The organism is Geotalea sp. SG265 (assembly GCF_022808985.1).
Lineage (GTDB): Bacteria > Desulfobacterota > Desulfuromonadia > Geobacterales > Geobacteraceae > Geotalea.
On sequence record NZ_JAKZFT010000005.1, the window covers coordinates 174,512 to 195,353 of the forward strand.

13 protein-coding genes, 2 tRNA genes and 1 pseudogene are annotated in these 20,842 nt (G+C 54.5%); 10 read left to right on the forward strand and 6 right to left on the reverse strand.

Going from position 1 to position 20,842, the window contains the following annotated elements; all coding sequences use genetic code 11:
• Positions 1-16: 16 nt before the first annotated feature.
• The 3 genes from treS (at position 17) to ML541_RS08135 (ending at position 3,927) form a co-directional block, all read left to right on the forward strand.
• Positions 17-3,361, forward strand: a complete 3,345-nt coding sequence (treS, locus tag ML541_RS08125) for a maltose alpha-D-glucosyltransferase (protein WP_243372202.1) — start codon at positions 17-19, stop codon at positions 3,359-3,361.
• 120 nt (positions 3,362-3,481) lie between these two features.
• Positions 3,482-3,688 carry a hypothetical protein gene (locus tag ML541_RS08130; RefSeq protein ID WP_243372204.1) on the forward strand — a complete coding sequence of 69 codons (207 nt, stop codon included), beginning with the start codon at positions 3,482-3,484 and terminating at the stop codon, positions 3,686-3,688.
• Between the two features lie 162 nt (positions 3,689-3,850).
• Positions 3,851-3,927, forward strand: a tRNA-Arg gene (locus ML541_RS08135).
• Positions 3,928-4,056: 129 nt separating this feature from the next.
• On the opposite strand, the gene ML541_RS08140 is transcribed toward ML541_RS08135, so the two are convergent.
• From ML541_RS08140 to ML541_RS08155, 4 genes and pseudogenes are all read right to left on the reverse strand, one after another.
• Positions 4,057-4,132: transfer RNA gene (locus ML541_RS08140), tRNA-Asn, on the reverse strand.
• A 158-nt stretch (positions 4,133-4,290) separates the two neighbouring features.
• Positions 4,291-4,441 (reverse strand): annotated as a pseudogene (locus tag ML541_RS08145) (IS21 family transposase); the annotation flags it as partial.
• A 70-nt stretch (positions 4,442-4,511) separates the two neighbouring features.
• The gene (locus tag ML541_RS08150) at positions 4,512-5,651 is read right to left on the reverse strand and encodes an ATP-binding protein (protein ID WP_243372205.1); all 1,140 of its coding nucleotides are present in this window, start codon (positions 5,649-5,651) and stop codon (positions 4,512-4,514) included.
• The gene (locus ML541_RS08155; protein ID WP_243372207.1) at positions 5,641-7,104 is read right to left on the reverse strand and encodes an ATPase domain-containing protein; all 1,464 of its coding nucleotides are present in this window, start codon (positions 7,102-7,104) and stop codon (positions 5,641-5,643) included. Before ML541_RS08155 ends, ML541_RS08150 begins: the two co-directional genes overlap by 11 nt.
• 372 nt (positions 7,105-7,476) lie before the next feature.
• Between ML541_RS08155 and ML541_RS08160 the strand changes: the two genes are divergently transcribed.
• The 5 genes from ML541_RS08160 to ML541_RS08180 all read left to right on the forward strand — a co-directional run bounded on the left by ML541_RS08160 (position 7,477) and on the right by ML541_RS08180 (position 16,583).
• Positions 7,477-9,078 (forward strand): radical SAM protein, encoded by a 1,602-nt coding sequence (locus ML541_RS08160; protein WP_243372209.1) that lies wholly within the window; start codon positions 7,477-7,479, stop codon positions 9,076-9,078.
• Between the two features lie 132 nt (positions 9,079-9,210).
• Positions 9,211-11,757 (forward strand): magnesium-translocating P-type ATPase, encoded by a 2,547-nt coding sequence (gene mgtA / locus ML541_RS08165; RefSeq protein WP_243372210.1) that lies wholly within the window; start codon positions 9,211-9,213, stop codon positions 11,755-11,757.
• Positions 11,758-12,336: 579 nt separating this feature from the next.
• A complete protein-coding gene (locus ML541_RS08170; RefSeq protein WP_243372211.1) occupies positions 12,337-15,324 on the forward strand; it encodes a DUF748 domain-containing protein in 2,988 nt (995 codons plus the stop codon).
• 95 nt (positions 15,325-15,419) lie between these two features.
• A complete protein-coding gene (locus tag ML541_RS08175) occupies positions 15,420-16,304 on the forward strand; it encodes a YihY/virulence factor BrkB family protein (protein ID WP_243372212.1) in 885 nt (294 codons plus the stop codon).
• Between the two features lie 84 nt (positions 16,305-16,388).
• Positions 16,389-16,583, forward strand: a complete 195-nt coding sequence (locus tag ML541_RS08180) for a hypothetical protein (protein ID WP_243372213.1) — start codon at positions 16,389-16,391, stop codon at positions 16,581-16,583.
• Between the two features lie 91 nt (positions 16,584-16,674).
• Here the strand turns inward: ML541_RS08180 and kaiC are convergent, their stop codons facing one another.
• The gene (gene kaiC, locus ML541_RS08185; protein ID WP_243372214.1) at positions 16,675-18,213 is read right to left on the reverse strand and encodes a circadian clock protein KaiC; all 1,539 of its coding nucleotides are present in this window, start codon (positions 18,211-18,213) and stop codon (positions 16,675-16,677) included.
• A gap of 162 nt (positions 18,214-18,375) precedes the next feature.
• Here kaiC and ML541_RS08190 point away from each other — a divergent pair, with 162 nt between their 5' ends.
• Complete coding sequence (locus ML541_RS08190) at positions 18,376-18,849, forward strand: hypothetical protein (RefSeq protein ID WP_243372216.1); 474 nt, start codon at positions 18,376-18,378, stop codon at positions 18,847-18,849.
• A gap of 376 nt (positions 18,850-19,225) precedes the next feature.
• Here the strand turns inward: ML541_RS08190 and ML541_RS08195 are convergent.
• Positions 19,226-20,343, reverse strand: a protein-coding gene (locus ML541_RS08195; RefSeq protein ID WP_243372217.1) for an IS3 family transposase whose coding sequence is annotated in 2 segments (ribosomal slippage) — positions 19,226-20,082 and positions 20,082-20,343 — 1,119 coding nt in all. Because the reading frame shifts where the segments join, the coding sequence is not laid out codon by codon here.
• A gap of 75 nt (positions 20,344-20,418) precedes the next feature.
• Between ML541_RS08195 and ML541_RS08200 the strand changes: the two genes are divergently transcribed.
• Complete coding sequence (locus ML541_RS08200) at positions 20,419-20,808, forward strand: hypothetical protein (RefSeq protein WP_243372218.1); 390 nt, start codon at positions 20,419-20,421, stop codon at positions 20,806-20,808.
• The last annotated feature ends 34 nt before the right edge of the window (positions 20,809-20,842 follow it).

A 20,842-nucleotide genomic window follows, 5' to 3' on the forward strand; every position in this document is an offset into this window, starting at 1 on the left:
TGCAGGAGCGAAAGCCATGACTGGACAGAAAGACGAACCCCTCTTCTGGTACAAGGACGCCGTCATTTACGAAGTGCACGTCAGAAGTTTCTACGACAGCAACGGCGACGGTATCGGCGACTTCCGCGGGCTGCTGAGAAAACTCCCTTTCCTCCACGACCTGGGAGTGACGGCGGTGTGGGTGCTCCCCTTTTATCCTTCGCCATTGAAGGATGATGGCTACGACATCGCCGATTACTACCGCATTCACCCGGACTACGGCACCCTGGGTGATTTCCAGGCGGTGCTGCGCGAGGCCCACCGGCTGGGGATACGGATCATCACCGAGCTGGTGCTGAACCACACCTCGGACCAGCATGCCTGGTTTCAGAAATCGCGCCGGGGGGGTCCCCGGTCGGTATGGCGGGATTTCTACGTATGGAGCGATACTCCCGCCAGGTACCAGGATGCCCGGGTCATCTTCAAGGATTTCGAATCTTCCAACTGGTCGTGGGACCCGGTGGCGAAGGCCTATTACTGGCACCGCTTCTATTCCCACCAGCCGGACCTCAATTACGACAACCCCCGGGTCCACGAGGCCATGCTGCAGGTGATCGATTTCTGGCTCGGCATGGGGGTTGACGGGCTCAGGCTCGATGCCGTGCCTTACCTCTACGAACGGGAGGGGACCAACTGCGAGAACCTGCCGGAGACCTACGCCTTTCTCAACAAGATCCGCCAATTCATGGACGAGAAGTACCCGGGGCGGATGCTACTGGCCGAGGCCAACCAGTGGCCGGAGGACGCGGTATCCTATCTGGGGAGCAGCGCCTGTCACATGGCTTTCCACTTCCCCCTCATGCCGCGCATGTTCATGGCCCTGCAGATGGAGGAATCGTTCCCCATCATCAACATCCTGGAGCAGACCCCGGAAATCTCCGAACATTCCCAGTGGGCCCTTTTCTTGCGCAACCACGACGAGCTGACCCTGGAGATGGTCACCGACGAGGAGCGTGACTACATGTACCGGGTCTATGCCAGTGACCCCCGCGCCCGCATCAATCTGGGCATCCGCCGCCGCCTTGCGCCGCTCATGGGGAGCGACCGGCGCAAGATCGAGCTGATGAACGTGCTGCTCTTCGCTCTGCCCGGGACGCCGATCATCTATTACGGCGATGAGATCGGCATGGGGGACAACTACTACCTGGGGGACCGCAACGGCGTCCGCACCCCCATGCAGTGGAGTCCCGACCGCAACGCGGGCTTTTCCGCCGCCAATCCCCAGCGGCTGTTCCTGCCGGTTATCATTGACCCGGAGTACCACTACGAGGCGGTCAACGTGGAGAACCAGACCCGCAACCCCACCTCGCTTCTGTGGTGGATGCGCCGTCTTATCGATCTGCGCAAGCAGTACAAGGCCTTCAGCCGCGGCTCTCTCGATTTCGTCCGGCTGCGCAACCCGAAGGTCATAGCTGTCATCAGAAGATACGAGGAGGAGACGATCCTCATCTTCATCAACCTTTCCCGCTATTCCCAGGTCCTCGAAATCAAATCGCCGGAGTTCCTCGGCTATGTGCCGGAAGACATCTTCAGCCGCAACCGCTTTCCGGTCATCAAAGACTCCCCCTACGTCCTCATTCTCGGGCCGTACAACTACCATCTCCTGCTCATGTCCAAGGCACAGGAGGCAGAGGCACCCGCTGCGGAATACGTCTGTCCCGAGCTATCCGTGACCGGCACGTGGGAAAACGTTCTGAAAAGAACGGGGCTGGCCCAGATGGAGCGGCGGGTCCTCCCCGGCTACCTGCACAAAGCCCGCTGGTTCCGCAGCAAAGGGCAGACCATCAGCAAGCTGGTCATCGGCGACACCCTGGCGATCCCGGGGGATACCAGCTCCTTCATCCTCAGCTTTATCGAGACGGCCTATACGGAGGGGCAGGCGGAGACCTATCTACTGCCGCTCCATTACCTGCCCCTGGCCGAGGGGGAGGATATACTCCAGGAACGCCCCGAGGCGGTCATTGCCAGGCTGAAGGTGAACAATGAGGATGGCATTCTCTACGATGCCATGTACAGCGAATCCTTTCGGAGCATCATCTTCGGTCTCATCGCGGGGAGAAAGCGGATCGAGGGGACAGAGGGAAGGATGCTTTCCGGACGGCCTGGACATTCATTCGCTCCCCTGTTCCGGGAACGGCAGGCGCCGCAGCAGTCCCGGGTGGGGAAGGTGGAGCAGAGCAATACCGCTGTCCACTACGACGAGAGTTTCTTTTTCAAGCTCTATCGGCGGGTGGAGGAGGGGGTCAATCCCGAGGTGGAGATCGGCAGGTTTCTGACGGAAAAAAACCGTTTCGCCCACGTGGCGCCCCTGGTTGGGGTGCTGGAATACTGGCAGAAGGGAACGGAACCGGTGACATTGGGCATCATGCAGGGGCTGGTGGAGAACCAGGGGGATGCCTGGGGACTGACCATGGACGAGGTGTCCGAATACGTGGAGCGCGTCCTGGCCGGCAAGGAGGATATGAAGGTGACGCCGCGGCTCCCGGCAAATATTTACGACGCCGACCAGGGGACGTTGTCGCCGAAGATGCAGGAGTTGATGGGAGGCTTTTATCTGGAGATGGTACCGCTTTTGGGCAAGCGAACCGCCCAGTTGCACCTGGCGCTCTCCTCTCCCAGCAAATACCCGGCCTTCACCCCCGAGCCCTTTTCCATTTTCAACCAGCGCTCGCGCTTTCAGAGCATGCGCAACCGGGTCCGCACCGTTTATGATCTGCTTCGGCGCAACCTGAAGAACCTGCGCGATGAGATCAGGCTGGAGGCGGAACAGCTCCTCACCATGGAGCAGGAGATCATCAGGCAGTTGGGCAAGTTCACCGGGCGCAGGTTTGCCGCCATGAAAACCCGCATTCATGGCGACTATCACCTGGGACAGGTACTCTACACCGGCAAGGATTTCGTCATCATCGACTTCGAAGGGGAACCGGCCCGCTCCATGCGGGAACGGCGGATCAAGGACTCGCCGCTCAGGGACGTGGCCGGCATGATCAACTCCTTTCAGTATGCGGCCTATGCAGTGCTGGTGCAGCATGCCACCATCCGTACCGAGGATATCCCATTTCTGGAGCCGTGGGCCGAGGCCTGGTACCGGCACGTGGCGGGCACGTTTCTCAACGCCTATCTGGAAAACGTCAAGGGAGCCCAGTTTATTCCTGCGGTGCAGGCGGACGTGCAGACGATCCTCGATATCTACATCCTGGACAAGGCGATCCACGACCTGGGCTACGAGATTAATAACCGCCCCGACTGGCTGCTCATACCCCTGCGGGCCATTCAGCGCCTGCTGAGGAAGGGTGATCCAGAAGAAAACGAGGCAAAATGAAAAATATTTAAAATTAAGTTGCTTTTAATATAAAATTATTTATACTTGCCCTGCATGCTCGCTTTGCACAACCTGAAATCGGAATGTGAGGTCAGGCAACCAGCTGGGGGGAGGTAGGCAATGACAAGGTTCTATCAGGGAATAGTAATGGCGACGATCATTCTTTCCGCCGGGATCATCGGCCAGATCGATGCGGCCAACGAGATGAACATGAAGCGGGAGGCTGCAGCCGAAGCAGCCCACTACGAGCAGGTGGACCGGCAGCTGCAAACTCCGGAAGTGAAAACGGCCATGGCCGGGGTGGAAAGAGGCGAGCAGTTTCCCTGACAGGCTGGCAACCATATGATGATGAAAAGGCCCGGGCAGACTCCGGGCCTTTTTTGTCGGCAGGTAGCAGCACGTGGCTCAGGAATGGCCTTGACTGGCGATTTATTTGCGGTTAGACTGCGAAAACTTGCCAAGCCGCCCAGAAGAAGAGAGCGGCATCAAGCGCCCGTAGCTCAGCTGGATAGAGTACCTGGCTTCGAACCAGGGTGTCGGGAGTTCGAATCTCTCCGGGCGCGCCAATAAAAAGGAAAAAGGCTACGGCTTAGGCTGTAGCCTTTCTTTTTGGCAAAATCTCGGAAACCAGGTCTGGTGATGGACGAATAAAGGAAAAAGGCCACTTTCCTGAAGGAAAGTGGCCTTTTGAAGTTTGGCTCCCCAACCCGGACTCGAACCAGGGACATGGTGGTTAACAGCCACCCGCTCTACCGACTGAGCTATTGGGGAACGGAAAATTCCCGTAAGTTGTTAACCTTACGGCTCTTTTGCCTAATTTTTGTCTACGAAACAGCTCGCTTCTTGTGCCAAAAACCTTTGTGGCGAAAAGAGATAAATTGTATAGCATGAGAAATTATGTCATGTCAACGAAAAGTTGCTGTCTAAAAGGACAGCTCCTCAAGGTTTGCGAACTTGCGCCGCTGATTGAAGAACCGCTGTCTGACGAAATCGACCTGCTTTTCGATCTGACCCTTCTCCCAGCCGGCTGCAGGCGTGCAGGCAATTGGCTCCGAAGAGATAGTGCGAAGCCAGGGTTTCTCTCAAATGAAGAATCGGCAGAAGGTCGAGAGGTACTCTTTGAAATCGTTCTTCCGCAAATCTAAGTATGTCAAATATTTGGTATAGTGAAGGAAATGGTAGTCCCTTCTCCAGGGGATGATTCCACCCAGATTCGCCCCTGATGCTGTTCGACGATCTTCTTGCAGGAGGCCAGACCGATGCCTGTTCCCGGATATTCCTCCTTGGTGTGCAACCGTTGAAACATCTGAAAGATCTTTTCATGATCCTCCTTCTTCATTCCAATGCCATTATCCCGTACCGAAAATACCCACCCTTCCTGATTCTGTATCGCTGAGACCTCGACCCGGGGTGGGACTCCAGGCTTTCTGTATTTTATGCCGTTGCTGATCAGGTTCTGAAATAACTGGAGCATCTGGGTTGCATCCCCCCAAGCGGTTGGCAGCGGCTGACTCTTTACCACCGCATCACTTGCAACAATGGCCGTGGCCAGATTCGCCGTGGCATCCGCGAAGATTCGGTTCAAATCAACCCAGGTAAATTGAGGGCGGGCAATACGGGAGTAATTGAGGAGCCCTTCGATAAGGGCCTGCATTCTCCTGGCGCCGTCCACGGCATAATGTATGTAGGTGTCGGCTGTTTCGTCCAATCTGCCACGGTATTTCTTTTCGAGAAGCTGCAGATAGCTCGACACCATTCGCAGCGGTTCCTGGAGGTCGTGGGATGCCACATGGGCGAACTGTTGCAGTTCCCGGTTCGAGCGCTCCAGGTCCGCGACCAGGCGCTCCCGCTCCTGCATCTGGTCCCGAACCATATACTGCCGCAGACGGCTGCGCAGGGCTGAGCGAACCACCGCCACCAAGGTATTCACGCGTACCGGTAGTTCGACAAGGGTCACGTCTGCCGGGAGGAGCAATGAGCTGCGGGCGACTCCACTCTCGGGGCCGTGACGCAACAGGATAATGATTGGCAACTCGGACCACGACGGCTGATTGTCCAGGATCGAGGTCAAGCAGTGGTTGGTGGGCCGGGAGAGAGCTTTCTCGTCGAGCAGAAGGGCGCCGGTGCCCTTATCGATTTCCGAGCAGACTTGTTCCAGGGTACTGCACATGACGGCGTCCACGCCGACCCGTTTCAGCACCGGGGGGATCGAGCGGCTGTCCTTGCTGTCAGGGACAAGCACGAGCACCCGCAGATGCTGTCCGCGGTATGTCAGTTCCTCATCTTGCAAGGACGGGAACCCCTGTCAGCACTCCCTGCATATCCTTCAGGGGCTCGCCGATTGCGAGGCCGCGATCAGTAATCCTCAACTCACGAATGGTCAGCTCATGCCTCCCTTTTCTCTTCTTCACCACGGAAATCGCCCGTCTGATTTCTCCTCGATGTTCGAAGAATCGGAGGAGCAGGATTGAGTCGGCCAGGTAACTGATATCTTTCAAATGGGCCACATCGCTGCCGAATACCCCGTGCTGCTCAATTGCCACCAAGGTTGTCACATTTCTCAGGCACAAGTAGGTCAGAAGCTCATGAAGCTGAATGACCAGATATGCATCGTCCTGCATGGCATTGGCGAAGCCGCTCAAGGTATCGATCGCTACCATCTGTGCCCCTTTCGCTTCCACTTCCTGGCGGAGGATGGCGGTAAACTCGCCGATGGAAAATTCCGCCACATCTACCTTGCGGAGCGTGAGCAGCCGCCTGTCGATGAGGTCGTCCACTCCAAGCTCGAGTCCTCTGGCACGTTCACGGAACGATTCCTCCGACTCTTCGAAGAGGTAAATGGCTACGTGCTCTCCTCTGTTTGCAGCAGCCACCGCATATTGGGTTAAAAGTGTTGTTTTTCCAGTTCCCGCGGCTCCGATAACCGCGATCGTGGTTCCTCGGTCCACTCCCCCGCCGAACAGGATATCCAGTTGCTGGTTGCCGCTGGAGAGGAGTTCAGCTAGCACCCTCTGCCGATGTTCTCCGGCAACCAGGGCAGGGAAAACCTCGATGCCTCCCGTCAATATCCTGAAGTCGTGCCAGCCGCTCCGGTAGGGTCGTCCCCTTACTTTCAAAACCAGAAGGCGTCGGCGTATCGGTCCGTATCCGCGCACCACCTGCTCCAAGCGGATAACCCCGTGGCATATGGTTTCCAGGTGAGTATCGATCTCGCTCGGTCCCATGGTGTTGGTGAGGAGGACCGTTGCCTTTCTATCGCTGAACTCCATCCGCATCGCGAGCACCAAGCGGCGGAAACCAATCACGTCCTCTGCCAGTAGCCGCAGGTCTGAAAGGGAATCGATCACCAGCCGTACCGGGTTTATCCGTTTTACCTGGGTCAGGAGGTCGCTTATTAATCCCGCTGGCTCAGTTTCCGCCGGGTGGAAGATCCTCTGTTCCGGCCCCTCCAGAACCTCTTTGCTGATCTGGACCGAGTGCAGGCTGAAAAGCTCGGGATCGGGGAATACGCCGGCTGTCCCTGCCAGGGCGACAAATTCCTCCCCAGAGCCTCCGACCGAAATATACAGGCAGCGTTCACCTCTCCTGATGCCCTCGGCAATGAACTGCAACGAGAATGTCGTTTTGCCGGTCCCGGGCAAGCCAGAAAGGAGATAAACCTGCCCAGCGGTCAGCCCTCCCTGGAGAATGTCATCGAGACCGGCGATGCCGAAGGGTGTTATCGCAGGCAGGTTTTCTCCCATGATCCAACTCCTCATTGCGTGGTAGTGTTGGCTCGTGAAATGGTTCTCTGCAAAGTTTGGCATTAGAATATCTTTACATCCATTTTACCAGAAAGAGCGACGCATCTGCGCATGATTAGAATATTGCCGGTTGATGTACCCGAAAATGCAAAATTGTCTCAAGAGGGGCTGAGCTGGCGGACCGATTCCTGCGGTTAATTGTGGCAGGAGGTTTGTGAGACGCTATAATAAATTATGTTTATTTAAAATTTACACATTTCACGATCTTCCCGATGGACAGATGACTTTGAAGAACGTGGAGCAGATCACCCCTTCACAGGGTCAGCAAGGGCTTCATCCCAATTCTCTGTTTCCTGCCAGCATGAGGTGAAAATGAAGGTTCTCCTTGTCTATCCAATGTACCCTGATACGTACTGGAGCTTCCGCCATGCATTGCCATTTATCGGCAAAAAGGCAGTCTTCCCGCCGCTTGGGCTCCTGACGGTGGCAGCAATGCTCCCGGCTCATTGGGAAATAAAACTCATCGATCTCAATATCGATCCGGTTTCGGACGCTGACCTCCTCTGGGCCGACTACGTTTTCATCAGCGCAATGACCGTCCAGAGGGAGTCGGCGCAGGAGGTCCTGAGACGGTGCCGGAATCTGCGGGTGAAGACAGTTGGGGGAGGCCCGCTTTTCACGTCCTGTCATGATGAATTCCCGGAGGTGACCCACCTCATTCTCGGCGAGGCGGAGGTGACCTTGCCACGGTTTCTGGAAGATCTCGAAAATGGGACGTCGCAGCGGCTGTATCCTTCTGGCGGCCGGCGCCCCGACCTGGCTTTGACGCCACTCCCCCGCTGGGAACTCATCGACATGCGGCAATATGCTTCGATGAATATCCAGTATTCACGGGGATGTCCTTTCGATTGCGAGTTCTGTGACATCACCCAACTCTTTGGCCGGAAACCGAGGACCAAAACGTGCGATCAGATGATTGCGGAATTGGAAGCGCTCTATTCGAGGGGATGGCGGGGCGGGGTTTTTTTCGTTGATGACAATTTCATCGGTGACAAGCGAAAGTTGAAAAAAGAAGTGCTTCCGGCGATGATATCCTGGATGCAGAAGCGTCGAAACCCTTTCTTCTTCTACACTGAAGCGTCGATCGATCTTGCGGATGACCCTCTTCTCATGGAGTTGATGGTCACCGCAGGCTTCCAGGAGGTCTTCATCGGCATCGAAAGCCCTGAGGAGGACTCACTCCGGGAAACGGGAAAGGTCCAGAACCGGAACCGTGATCTTGTTGCATCGGTGCGGAGCATCCATCGGGCGGGGCTCCAGGTGCAGGCCGGCTTCATCGTCGGCTTCGACAGCGACTCGCCGAACATCTTCGAAAAGCAGCTCCGCTTCATCCAGGAAAGCGGCATTGTGACAGCCATGGTGGGGATCTTGATGGTCCTGCGGGGGACGAAGTTACATGGCCGTCTATCCCGCGAGGGAAGAATCGTCAGCAGTTCGAACGGTAACAACACGGATATCTCCCTCAATTACGTTCCGCTAATGAACCCTCAGCTCCTGATAGCAGGATACCAGTGCCTCGTCAGGGCAATCTACTCGCCTGACCATTTCTACGCCCGCCTGATGACTTTTTTGAAGGAGTACCGGCTCTCGGGGCCATCTCCGTTTGCCATGTTGCAGAAAAGAGATATCAGGGCCTTCTTCCATTCCATCCTTTTTCTCGGCATCCTGGGAAAGGAACGGCTGCACTACTGGAAAGTTTTCTTCTGGTCGCTCCTGAGGAAACCACGACTGCTCCCGCTGGCTATAACCATGGCCATCTACGGCTTTCATTTCCGGACTGTCGCCGAACAGATATGCTCTTCACCCAAGAGTGATGTAACAACAGAGGCTGTGGGGGACAACACGGCATTGAAAAACATTTTGTTCCCTGCGCAACAGGAGGAGGGAAAATCCTCCTGTTTCTCTCCGAAGTGAAACGTGACCGGACATTAGCATCCTATCGGCGCTTGTTGACTTGCCGTCGGAGGGGGTTATGATTATTCAATCCAAAACCTCGCTGCACCTCATTATCAAACATAGCTCTTCCTATCACCCTTGGAATAACACATGGCAGTACCCACTATTATTGCAGAGTCCCCCTTCTGGCAACTTCCTTTAACGGCAGTGCTAGAAAATTTGTCGGCGAGTCCTGAAGGGCTCAGCGACAAAGAGGCTGCTGCTCGTTTAACACGCTTCGGCCCCAATGTGATTCATACGGAGCGAAAACGGGCACTGCTCCTGCAATTTCTCACCAAGTTCCGTAACCCTCTGGTCATCATCCTAATCACCGCCAGCGCGTTTTCAGCGTTCACCGGCGATGTCGCAAGCTTTTTAATTATCAGCACCATAATCATAATTAGCGTCACTCTTGATTTCGTGCAGGAATACCGGGCTGGGCAGGCAGCCGAACACCTGCGCGAGTCGGTAGCGGTCCGCTGCCAGGTTTTGCGGAAAGGCCAGCTTCGTCAGATACTGCTCGCCGAATTGGTGCCCGGTGATGCAGTGCTTCTTGCCGCCGGAGACCTGGTGCCGTGTGACGGCCGGGTGCTGGAGGCAAAAGATTTCTTCGTCAATCAGGCACTGCTGACCGGCGAACCTTTTCCGGTGGAAAAGTCGCCCGGGGAATTTCCCGAAGAGAATGATGTGCTCGCGGCCGGCAATACCGTGCTTCTCGGGACATCGGTAATCAGCGGAACGGCAAAAGTGCTGATGTGCCGCACTGGGCAGAATACCGAGCTCGGCGCCATCGCCGACACCCTCCTGGCCAAGGCGCCACCCACCGCCTTCGAGAAGGGCACACATAGTTTCGGGCTCCTGATTATGCGCATGACGGTCCTTCTCGTCCTGTTCGTCCTCCTCGTCAATGCCTTCTTTCATCGACCCTGGCTGGAGTCGTTCCTTTTTGCCGTGGCCCTGGCCGTCGGGCTGACTCCCGAACTTCTTCCCATGGTGGTATCAGTTACTTTGTCACGGGGTGCGCTGCGGATGGCAGCCAACAAGGTGATCGTGAAAAGGCTCGCCTCGATCCACAACCTGGGGAGCATGGATGTCTTCTGCACCGACAAGACCGGCACCCTGACCGAGGCCCGCATCCATCTGGAACGCCACCTGAATCCCCTGGGCAAAGAAAGTCGGCGGGTCCTGGAACTGGCCTATTACAACAGTTTTTTTGAAACAGGTTTGAAGAGCACCCTGGATGACGCCATTCTTGAGCACACTGAGATCGACGCAAGCGGCTGGAAGAAAATTGATGAAGTGCAGTTCGACTTCGAGCGCCGCCGTATTTCGGTGCTCCTCGACAATGGCACTACCAGGATGCTGGTTGTCAAAGGGGCTCCCGAAGATATCCTTCGGCTGTCGATCAGCTTTGAGGTGGATGGGGAGGAAGATTCACGTCCCCTGGATGATGTGGCACGCATGAGTATCAATGCACAATTTGAGGCGCTGAGTCAGCAGGGTTTCCGGGTGTTGGGTATCGCCTCACGACAGGTGGGAATGGACCATCCCCATGCCGTGGTAAGCGATGAATCGGAGCTGGTTTTCGTTGGCTTCGCCGCATTTCTCGATCCCCCCAAGGAGAGCGCCAAGGCAGCCCTGGTCGGGCTTGCCGCCGACCGGGTTGCCGTCAAGATCATCACCGGCGACAACGAATTGGTAACCCAGCATATCTTCGCGCAACTGGGTCTTCCCGTTACCGGGGTGCTGACCGGCGCAGAGATCCAGCAACTGGATGATTTGGCACTCACAGCGCGGGTTGAACAAGTGAACCTCTTTTGCCGCGTAGCGCCTGCCCAGAAAAACCGAGTTATCCTCGCCCTGAAACGCCGCGGCCATGTGGTGGGGTATCTCGGCGGCGGCATCAACGACGCCCCATCGCTCCATTCGGCCGATGTGGGCATTTCTGTTGACAGTGCCGTGGACGTGGCGAAAGCGGCAGCAGACATGATCCTTCTGGAACAAGACCTGGGTGTCCTCCATGCCGGTGTCCTCGAAGGGAGGCGTACCTTCGGCAATATCATGAAATACATCATGATGGGCACCAGCTCCAACTTCGGCAATATGTTCAGCATGGCTGGTGCTTCTGTCTTTCTCCCATTCCTCCCCATGCTGCCGACGCAGATCCTGCTCAACAACCTTCTCTACGATGTTTCCGAACTTCCCATTCCGCTGGACCGGGTGGACGATGATTACCTGAGCCATCCCCGGCACTGGGACATGAACTTCATCCGAAACTTCATGCTGGTTATAGGTCCGGTCAGTTCACTATTCGACTTTCTCACTTTCTACATAATGCTGAAGGTGTTTCATGCTGGGGAGTCGTTGTTCCACACCGGCTGGTTTATTGAATCCATGGCCACACAGGTGCTGGTCATCTTCATTATCCGCACCCGCAGGAATCCCTTCAAAAGCCGACCCCACCCCTGGCTGATCGCCTGTTCGCTGACCGTGGTTGCAGTGGCTGTTCTTCTGCCGCTCACTCCGGCCGGTGTTTACCTCGGATTTATAGCTCCTCCGGCTCCTTTCTTTCTCATTTTGACTGTCATGCTACTCGCCTACCTATTGGCGGTGGAAGGGATGAAGCGGTGGTTCTTCAACCGCGTTGTCCCTGAGTGAAGCGGCGAGCGAAGAATGGCTTTTGTGATACATTTGACGAATAGGATAGTTAGCCACCCTGGTGGCTAGACCATCGGAATATTTCCTAATAATGCAAAGGAGTCCTTTGTGCTGGTACTCAAGAAATTAATGGCCAGGATAACCCTTTTGCTCTCAGGGATTTTCAAGCGTGGGTCCCCACCACTAAAGCAGGAGGGTAACGGAGTGGGACAGCACAAATGGAGATCTCATGACGGTACAATGTGGAAGTGTGAACGGTGTGAAAAGATCGTAAGAACAGCTGAAGGACAAACACCGGAAGTCGTTATCAAGCAACTGGCTAAAATATCAGAAGTTGATAGAGTGGTACCTGCGGCTTTGTACCCTACGGCGGTTCAGTTCTGTTTTGAAAATAACGGTCTGAATACAGAGTGCTCTCATAGAAGGCATGAGTAAGGATGTTCGGAAGCTATTTACAGGAGCCGCAATGTAGGGCGGCTGCACATCTTATTCAGGGATTTTAACGCGATTTAAGCAGACTGGAGAGAAGTAGCCTCCCGTTAAGGAGCATGAATGATGAATTGATGGATGGGAGATGCTATGAAGCGATGGGAGAAAGCTTCGCTCATCACTGTAGTTGTCGTGATTCTTCTGGCGGGTCTGGTCGCCTTCGTGCTCCCCGGCATCATCAAAAGCCAGGCGATAAGGCGGGTGGAGGCGGCGACAGGAAGAAATCTCGCCATCGGTGCGACCTCCATCAATCCTTTCACCTGGACCGTCGAGGTCAAAGACCTTCGCTTGTCCGAGCGAGGGAGAGGAGAGACCTTTGCAACGTTGAGCAGCGCACGGATCGCCATAAGTCCTTCATCTCTCTACCGCAGGGCGCCGATCATCGCTTCGGCCCGCATAGCCTCGCCCCACCTCCGCATCGTCAGGGTCGGCGCCAATGAATACAATTTTTCAGACCTTCTAAAGAGGCATCCCCAGCATCCGCAGCAGTCCCGCTTCTCACTCAATAACCTCATGTTAACAAACGGCTCCATCGACTTCACTGACCGGGGGCTGTCGGTAGAAAAGCGGCATGAGTTACGCAAGATCGAACTTGCCGTTCCCTTCATCACCACCATCCCGTATCTGGCCGACCGTTACATCGCCCCGCGCCTGAGCCTTATGGTGAACGGGGCACCGCTCCACCTGGAGGGGAAGCTGCGGCCCTTTCCCAAGGCAGTCGAAGCCTCTGCCACCATTGCCTTTGACGATGCCGCTCTCCCCCATTACCTTGCCTACCTGCCAGGAAGGCTCCCGGTCCAGGTCCACTCGGGAAGGATGTCGGCGAAGGTGGCGATGAGCTACCGGGCGGCGGAGAAGGAAAAGCCGGGACTCACCTTCAATGGTAAGGTGATTCTTGCCGACACCAAGATCGCCGAGCGGAACAGCGCCCAGTTGCTGGCCCTGCAACAGCTTGATGTGGCGGCCAATGTGGGGATCGGCGGACCGGGGGGAACAAGACTGGAAAACGGATCAATCCAGGCCCGGCAATTGGTAGCCTCGGCAGGAAAGGGGGAGGGGCTCAAACTGGCATCGCTCTCCCTGGAGGGGGGAACCTACAGCCGGAAAGAAAATCTGCTGGAGGTAGCCGATCTTACGCTCCGCGATGGCAGTCTGCGCCTTTCCCGGGACAGGAACGGAGTGTTCCTGCCCCTGCCTTTTCTTCATCAGGCCGGTGGGGCGACTGGAAAGAAAGCTGCTCAGCCGCTGCGCTACCGTATCGGACGCATCTCCGGGGAGGGGCTGGATATTGCTTTCACCGATGAGAAGCTGCCAGGGGGACAACAGTTTACCCTTAAAAATGCGACTCTTTCCCTGGAAAAGTTCATCGGTCCACCCTTCGGCATGATCCCCTTCAGCGTGGCAGGGGGATATGGAAAGGGGGGCTCCCTCAAGGCCTCCGGCAGCTTCTGCCCGGCCCCCTTGAAAATAAAGGGAAACCTGGCCATGCAGCGGGTTCCCCTAACCGACTTCGATGCCTATTTCCCGGAAGCCCTCGATGTGTTTGTGACGGCGGGGAAGCTCGATGCCCGTCTCGCCCTCTCCGTGACCGGCGAAGGAGGCTCGTTTACCGGCACCTTCGGCGGGTCGGCTGCAATACGCTCTTTTAACTGCCTCGACGGGGAAGGGGAGGATCTGCTGAAATGGGAAATCCTCCACGTGGATAGAGTCAAAGGCAGACTGGGCCCCTTTGCACTAGATATCGGCGATGTGGCCCTGACGGGATTTTATTCCCGCATTGTTGCCCAGAATGATGGCAGCCTGAACCTCCAGCATCTTTATCGGAAAGGGCCAAAGGCAACGGCCAACAAAACCGTCGGGGGAAAGAAGAGGGCAATGGTCCGGATCGGCAGGATCACCATGCAAAACGGCACCCTGTCATTCACCGATCACCATGTGCCGGGAGGATACAGCACGACCTTTTTTAACCTGGGGGGACGGGTCAGCGGCTTGTCGTCTGAGCCGAACCGGCTTGCCGATGTGGACCTGCGGGGCAATCTGGAAAACCAGTCCCCGCTCAGGATCATCGGGCAGATCAATCCGCTGCGCGGCGATCTCTTCGTCGATCTCAAGGTGAGCTTCACCGATATCGCCCTCTCACCCATGAGTGCCTACGCGGGGAAATACCTGGGCTATGCGGTGGAAAACGGGCAACTGTTCATCTATTCCCGCTACCGGATCGAAAACAAGCAATTCGTTTCGGAAAACAAGATTGTCATCGATCAGCTCGACTTCGGCAGGCGCATCGAAAGCGACAAGGCGACCAGCCTTCCAGTCCGCCTCGCCATTGCCCTGCTCAAGGACAAGAACGGGGAGATCACCCTGGACCTTCCGGTAACGGGGCGGACCGACGACCCGCAGTTCAGTTTCCCCGGCGTGGTGCTGAAGATACTGAAGAACCTCCTCGTCACCGCGGCCCGCTCTCCCTTGAAGTTACTTCATGCCATGTTCGGCGGCGAGGAGCCGCCGGACAGCGTCGGCTTTCCCCCTGGCTCCGCCGCGCTCTCCCCCGCCGAACAGGAAAAGCTCCTGAAGTTGGCGGCTGCGTTCAACAACCGGCCGGCGTTGAAGGTCGCCGTGACCGGTTTGGTAGACCGGGACCGTGATGATGAAGGCTACCGCAATGAACTCCTTCTGAAGAGGATGCGTACCGAGAAGTTCCGGGATCTGGTGAAGGAGCGGAGAAACCAGCCGGAGGATTCACCCGATACCATGCACATTGCCCAGGAAGAATACCCACGGTATCTGAAGGAGGTCTACGCCAAGGAGCAATTTCCCAAGCCGCGGAATATCCTTGGGCTGGTCAAGGCACTGCCGGAAGCCGAGATGAAGAAGCTGATCCTGGCTAACATGGTCGTGGGAGAGGAGCAGTTGCGGGGGCTGGCGGATGCCCGAGCTGCCGCTGTCAGGGCGTTTCTCGTCAAGCAGGGGAAAGTAGATTCACAACGGGTTTTCCAGAAGAGCGGCGACATTTCCCGATCCCCGGCCAAGCGAGGGGAGACCGGAAGCCGGGTGGAGTTTGAGCTTACGGCCGAATAATCGTTTCTCCTAACAACCTTTTTCCCGACAAAGGATGTTCTTAACGACACCGCAGGGAGGATCCCTTGTTTGCCGGGTGCAGGTACCAATTTCCAATGAAGCCACCAAACAGAATATACCTGCTGGCAATCCGCTTCTGGAAATTTCTGCTGCAGGTTCTCCATAACTTCATTCGTAACCAGGGCCTCCTGTTATCCGGTGCTGTTGCTTACCATACCCTGTTATCCATCATACCCATGTCGATCCTTGCCCTTGTGGTACTGTCCCATTTCATAGAAAAGGAGCAGCTGGTCCAGACCCTATCCACCTACCTGCAACTGGTGATACCCGGATTTGCGGCGACCTTGACCGAACAGGTGCGGGAATTCCTCGAATATCGCAAGGTGATCGGCATTATCGGCTTTATTGTAATGTTGTTCTTCAGCTCCATTGCCTTTTCCATGCTTGAAAACGCCATTTCCGTAATCTTTTTCCGACGGCTTGCCACCAAACGACGTAATTTTCTCGCTTCCGCCGTTATCCCCTATGTGTACATCCTTGCCATCGGTCTGGGCATAGTACTAGTTTCATTTGTCGAAGGAGCAATCGAAACAGTTGGCGACAGAGGATTGGTTATTTTCGGATGGAGCCTGAATCTGGAGAAGGCTACCCGAGCTTCACTGTATGTGCTGGGGATACTTGGCGAGGTGGTCATGCTTATTTCCTTCTATCTGGTAATGCCTAAGACGCATGTCAGGTTTCGCCACGCATTTATCGGGGGGATAACTGCGGCAATTTTGTGGGAACTCGTCCGCCGGGTACTGGTCTGGTACTACTCCGTTTTATCCATGGTAAACGTGATTTACGGGTCAATCGCCATAACAGTGGTCGCCCTTCTCATTATAGAGGTCGGTGCGTTAATCATTTTGTTGGGTGCCCAGGTCATTGCAGAACTTGAGCAGCCCGATGGATCTGCCGGGGAAGAACGTTCACATTGGTGATAAGCTTCCTTCGCTCAGTGTGCCTTGGGGATAAGGTTTGGTATAATCACTGGCATACATACATCATATTGGCAGGAGGTTTCCATGAACGATCTTTCAAAGGAAGCAACGATGATAATCGCTTCGAATCTGACCGTTGCCGCAGCGATCAGAGACGCTGCCATGACCATCAAAGGGGGCCCGCAACCGGCTGATTCCAAGGATTTGGTTACTCAGGCATTTGCAGCCATCCTGACCAATCTGGAGAAGCAGTCTCTTGGCCGGGAGCGTGAACGATGATTGACCCGCTTCCAGGAGTGCAAACCAAGACGATGCTGTATCTGGGATTATCGGCAAAGCGCATAGCCAATAACTGAGGTACTGCTAGAGATCATACTGTGGAGATGCGCCGTTCTCCCTGCCGTCTCTCATGGGTACGCCTCTCCGTTTCTCCTCGGTTCCATCCTTCGAGGTATCTCCTCTGGTAACCCCGCTCGTCATGCCACTTCATCCGCTGGAGCGTTATTCCTCTGTCAGACAGGATGAACTTGTGGATCAGGTTAGAGTGCGGCATACCACGGGATTTCAAAACGAGCAGAGTGCGAAACCGCTCTGCTTCAATTTCCTTATCCCTCAGTAGAAACCAGGTGTCGATCAGTGAAGAGATTTCCTCTTTTGTGGAAACCTGAATGCTCTCTTCATGGGTCAGATCGGTCAGGAGCGATGTCGTCGCATGCATTTTCAGGAAGTCAATAAGCCGCGTCAGCATCGATTTTGCCTGTAGTACCGTGCCCACATCGGCCAGGCTGGTCATCGGATCAACGACAACGACAGCAGGAGCGAACTCTTCGACCGTGCGGTAAATGTTGACGAGATGCGTTTCCAGTCCATACATGGAAGCGCGTGAAGTATAAACAAGCAAAAGACCTTTCTCCACCCACTGCTTTACATCAAGACCGATAGAAGTCATGTTAAGATAGATTTGTTCGGATGATTCCTCAAAACCGAAATAGGCTGCCCGCTCTCCCCGTCGGCAGGCTGCGTCGATAAAGGTAAAGGCCAGACTTGTTTTTCCTGATCCGGGTGTACCGGAGATAAGAATGCTGCTCCCTCGGAATAAGCCGCTGCCGCCTAACATTCTGTCAAGGTCCCGCACTCCGGTGGGAATGTGCTCCCCCGTTGGCCTGTATTCCAATTTGACCGAGGTTATTGGCATCACAGTGATCTCTTTTTTATCAATGAGGAAGGGAAATTCATCAGAGGGATGCGATGAGCCCCGGTATTTTATGACGCGAAGTCGCCGGGTCGAGAGTTGTTCGGCCACGCGATAATCAAGCTTGATAACGCAGTCAGCCACATATTCCTCGATGCCCCGCCGGGTCAGTGTCTGTAATCCGGCTTCCCCGGTGGCGACAACAGTCACGCCACGGAGCACCAACCAGTTGAATAGTCCCCGCAATTGCGTACGCAGCAGGTTGAAATCGGAAGCACCCACAAAAAGGGCATCGAGAGTATCAATGGCTATGCGTTTTGCCTTGACTGACGCTATTGCATCGGCGAGCTTGATAAAACAGGACCCCATATCATACTTGCCTTCTCTAGCCTGGCCGGTGTCCTCCAACGCCACCTGTATGATTGTCAGGAGACGGCGGTCTATAAGGTCCTGAAGATTGAAACCAAAAGAGGCAAAATTCCTTATCAGTGCTTCGGGCTGTTCCTCCAGGGCCACAAAAACGCCTGCCTCGTTATGCTCGAGTGCACCTTTGATGAGAAAAAGCATGGAAAATACCGTCTTGCCACACCCAGCGTTACCGGCAAGAAGGGTTGCCCTGCCTTTGGGAAATCCTCCACCGGTTATCTCATCCAGTCCGTCTATGCCCGAACTGCATTTTTCAACCGCCGTCGGCATTTTATGTCCTTGATTATCCATAGGTGTCCTCTTTAAAGTTACATGTCTATTGTAAGTTTACCGGTTGAAACGACACAGCCAACTTCTCTTTTTGAAGATATGGGTTGTACTGCTTGGGGAGCTGGCCCACGGATTTCTGGTAATATTTGATTTTAGATGCTTTTCAAAAGGAGGATTACCGAGATGCGTAAAAGGATCATGACTTCAGGTTCTTCAGAGACGAAAATCGAGTATGACTGGCTGGACCTGGCGCGTATGGCACAGGTCGAGGTTACCTCCGAAGACGATTCGCACCCGATTGAGGGGGCTCTCATTCCCGGTATCGGTTCGGGCTGGCGTGCGGCAACCCAAGGCAAGCAAACCATCCGCCTGCTGTTTGACGAGCCACAGAAGATACGGCGTCTCCGACTGCGGTTTCGTTGCGACTTCGGTGGCGGACACACCCAAGAATTTATGCTGAGCTGGTCACCCGGAGGCGGGCAAGCCGGTCGGGAGATTGTGCGCCAACAGTTTAACTTCAGCCCACCAGATGTTACTACTGAGGTTGAGGATTATGTTGTCGATCTTGATGGAGTGGCAATGCTGGAGTTGACAATCATGCCGGATATTAGCGGCGGTGAAACACGGGCAGCCCTGGAACAGTTACGTGTCGCCTGAAGGAGTTCGACGTATTGTTTCGCCAACTTCCACAGTGAAAACATCAATGGAAAGATGAGATATGAAAGTAGAGCTTTTCCTACCATTCTAAAGCGATTTAAGATTCAGATGCTGAAGGGTCGTTCACACAAATCATTGCTATTCTCAAACAACTGCCCAACAAGACAATTGCTACCGGAGGCTCGAATGTTCAATTCAACGCAAAATCATTTTCCGAGGAGTTGGAGGAGCGCGAAAAGTCATTTCGTGCAATTTTAACTTTAAATAACAATTTGTAATATTTAATTATAGTACAAATGCTTAGCGGTGCCGCCGTAACCGGGACGGGCACATGATTCCAATACCCGTTTAGGTGCTAGTATTGACCTTCCCCCCTTTACCCAACCACTAGAAAGTTAGTGATTCGGTCTTGTTGGGGTAATGTGGCAGCAAATTCTTCCGGCGTTAAATTGTTCAGTGAGCTGTGTGGCCGGATCGAGTTGTAGTCCCTGCGCCAGGTTTCGATCTTGTTCCTTGCATCTTGTAAGTCAATGAACACGTTCTCGTTGAGACATTCATCGCGTAGCTTGCCGTTGAAGCTTTCGATATAGGCATTCTGCACCGGTTTTCCCGGCTGGATGAACCTCAGCTTTACGTTGTTCTCGTGTGCCCATGCATCCATTGCTTTGCTGATGAATTCGGGGCCGTTATCAACGGTGATGACTTTCGGCAAACCACGGGTGGCAGCGAGTCGATCCAGAACTCTGGTAACACGCAGGCCCGACAACGAGTGATCAACCTCCAGTGCCGGGCATTCCCTGGTCAGATCGTCAACAATAGTCAGCACGCGGAACCTTCTTCCGTTCCACAGACTGTCAGAGACGAAATCCATTGACCAATGCTGATTCGGCTGCTCTGGACGGTCAAGTACCACACGAAGGTGGCTGATCCGCTTCTTTCGCTTCTTGCCGCGGAGAGATAGCCCTTCTTGACGATAAAGCCGCTCAACGCGCTTATGGTTTACCAGATGGCCTTCACGTAGGAGAAGAACATGAAGTCGCGGAGAGCCGAATTTGCGCCGCTGCTCTGCCAATTCTCGCAGCCGGAGGCGTAGCTCGGCATTAGTGTCCGGTTTCGGCTCGTACCGAAAGCTGCTTCGGTCAAGGCACGACAGCTTACAGGCCCGCCGCTCGCTGATGGAGTAGGATTGCCGCATGTACTCCACAACGTGCCGTCGTGCAACGGGTGCTACCACTTTTTTGAGACGACGTCTTTCAGGATCTTGTTGTCTAGAAGGGCCTCAGCAAGCATCTGCTTGAGCTTGCGGTTCTCGTCTTCAAGTTGCTTCAGGCGCTTGGCATCAGATACATCCATACCACCGTATTTCTTGCGCCAGGTGTAAAAAGTCGCATCGCTGATGCCATGCATCCGGCATAGGTCGATGATCTTCATTCCTGCTTCTGCCTGTTTCAGAATGCCAATGATCTGCTCTTCGGTGAATCGTTTCGCTTTCATGTCTAGTCTCCTCCGGGAGTTCTAGACCGAAATCGCTAAGTTTGCAATGGTTGAGTTTTTAGGGGAAAGGTCAGTATGACTATTGAAAGTAAGAAATTGCTGTTTGTAGAGAATAAACATGATGCGTGGACACTCCTCCTTGATGTTTTCTGCAAAAAGAGCGGGTTCGAGCTTTTTATAGCAGGCACAGGATTCGAAGGACTGAAAATATTAGAGAGAGTTCCTGAGATTTCGATTGTGATATCAGATTATAATCTCACAGATATGGATGGCGTAGTATTCCTTACTGATGTTTTTACCCTGTGGCCTAGGACTTTGAGAGTTTTGAGGTGTGATGTCGGTGATATAGATTCATTGGGTCCGGCAATTAAAAGTGGAACTATCAATAAGGTTATAAATAGATCTTGTAACACGTTACACCAGCTTTATCCTTATCTTGCCGCCGATATTAGCCATGGAAAATAGTTCGGTTTTAGCCAAAACTCCGTCATCTTGAAAG

Bases quoted from the DNA above. Each gene is read 5' to 3' on its own strand.
- treS (WP_243372202.1), top strand. From the start codon at position 17: ATGACTGGACAGAAAGACGAACCCCTCTTCTGGTACAAGGACGCCGTC.
- ML541_RS08130 (WP_243372204.1), top strand. From the start codon at position 3,482: ATGACAAGGTTCTATCAGGGAATAGTAATGGCGACGATCATTCTTTCC.
- ML541_RS08155 (WP_243372207.1), bottom strand. From the start codon at position 7,104: ATGGGAGAAAACCTGCCTGCGATAACACCCTTCGGCATCGCCGGTCTC.
- ML541_RS08160 (WP_243372209.1), top strand. From the start codon at position 7,477: ATGAAGGTTCTCCTTGTCTATCCAATGTACCCTGATACGTACTGGAGC.
- mgtA (WP_243372210.1), top strand. From the start codon at position 9,211: ATGGCAGTACCCACTATTATTGCAGAGTCCCCCTTCTGGCAACTTCCT.
- ML541_RS08170 (WP_243372211.1), top strand. From the start codon at position 12,337: ATGAAGCGATGGGAGAAAGCTTCGCTCATCACTGTAGTTGTCGTGATT.
- ML541_RS08175 (WP_243372212.1), top strand. From the start codon at position 15,420: ATGAAGCCACCAAACAGAATATACCTGCTGGCAATCCGCTTCTGGAAA.
- ML541_RS08180 (WP_243372213.1), top strand. From the start codon at position 16,389: ATGAACGATCTTTCAAAGGAAGCAACGATGATAATCGCTTCGAATCTG.
- kaiC (WP_243372214.1), bottom strand. From the start codon at position 18,213: ATGGATAATCAAGGACATAAAATGCCGACGGCGGTTGAAAAATGCAGT.
- ML541_RS08190 (WP_243372216.1), top strand. From the start codon at position 18,376: ATGCGTAAAAGGATCATGACTTCAGGTTCTTCAGAGACGAAAATCGAG.
- ML541_RS08200 (WP_243372218.1), top strand. From the start codon at position 20,419: ATGACTATTGAAAGTAAGAAATTGCTGTTTGTAGAGAATAAACATGAT.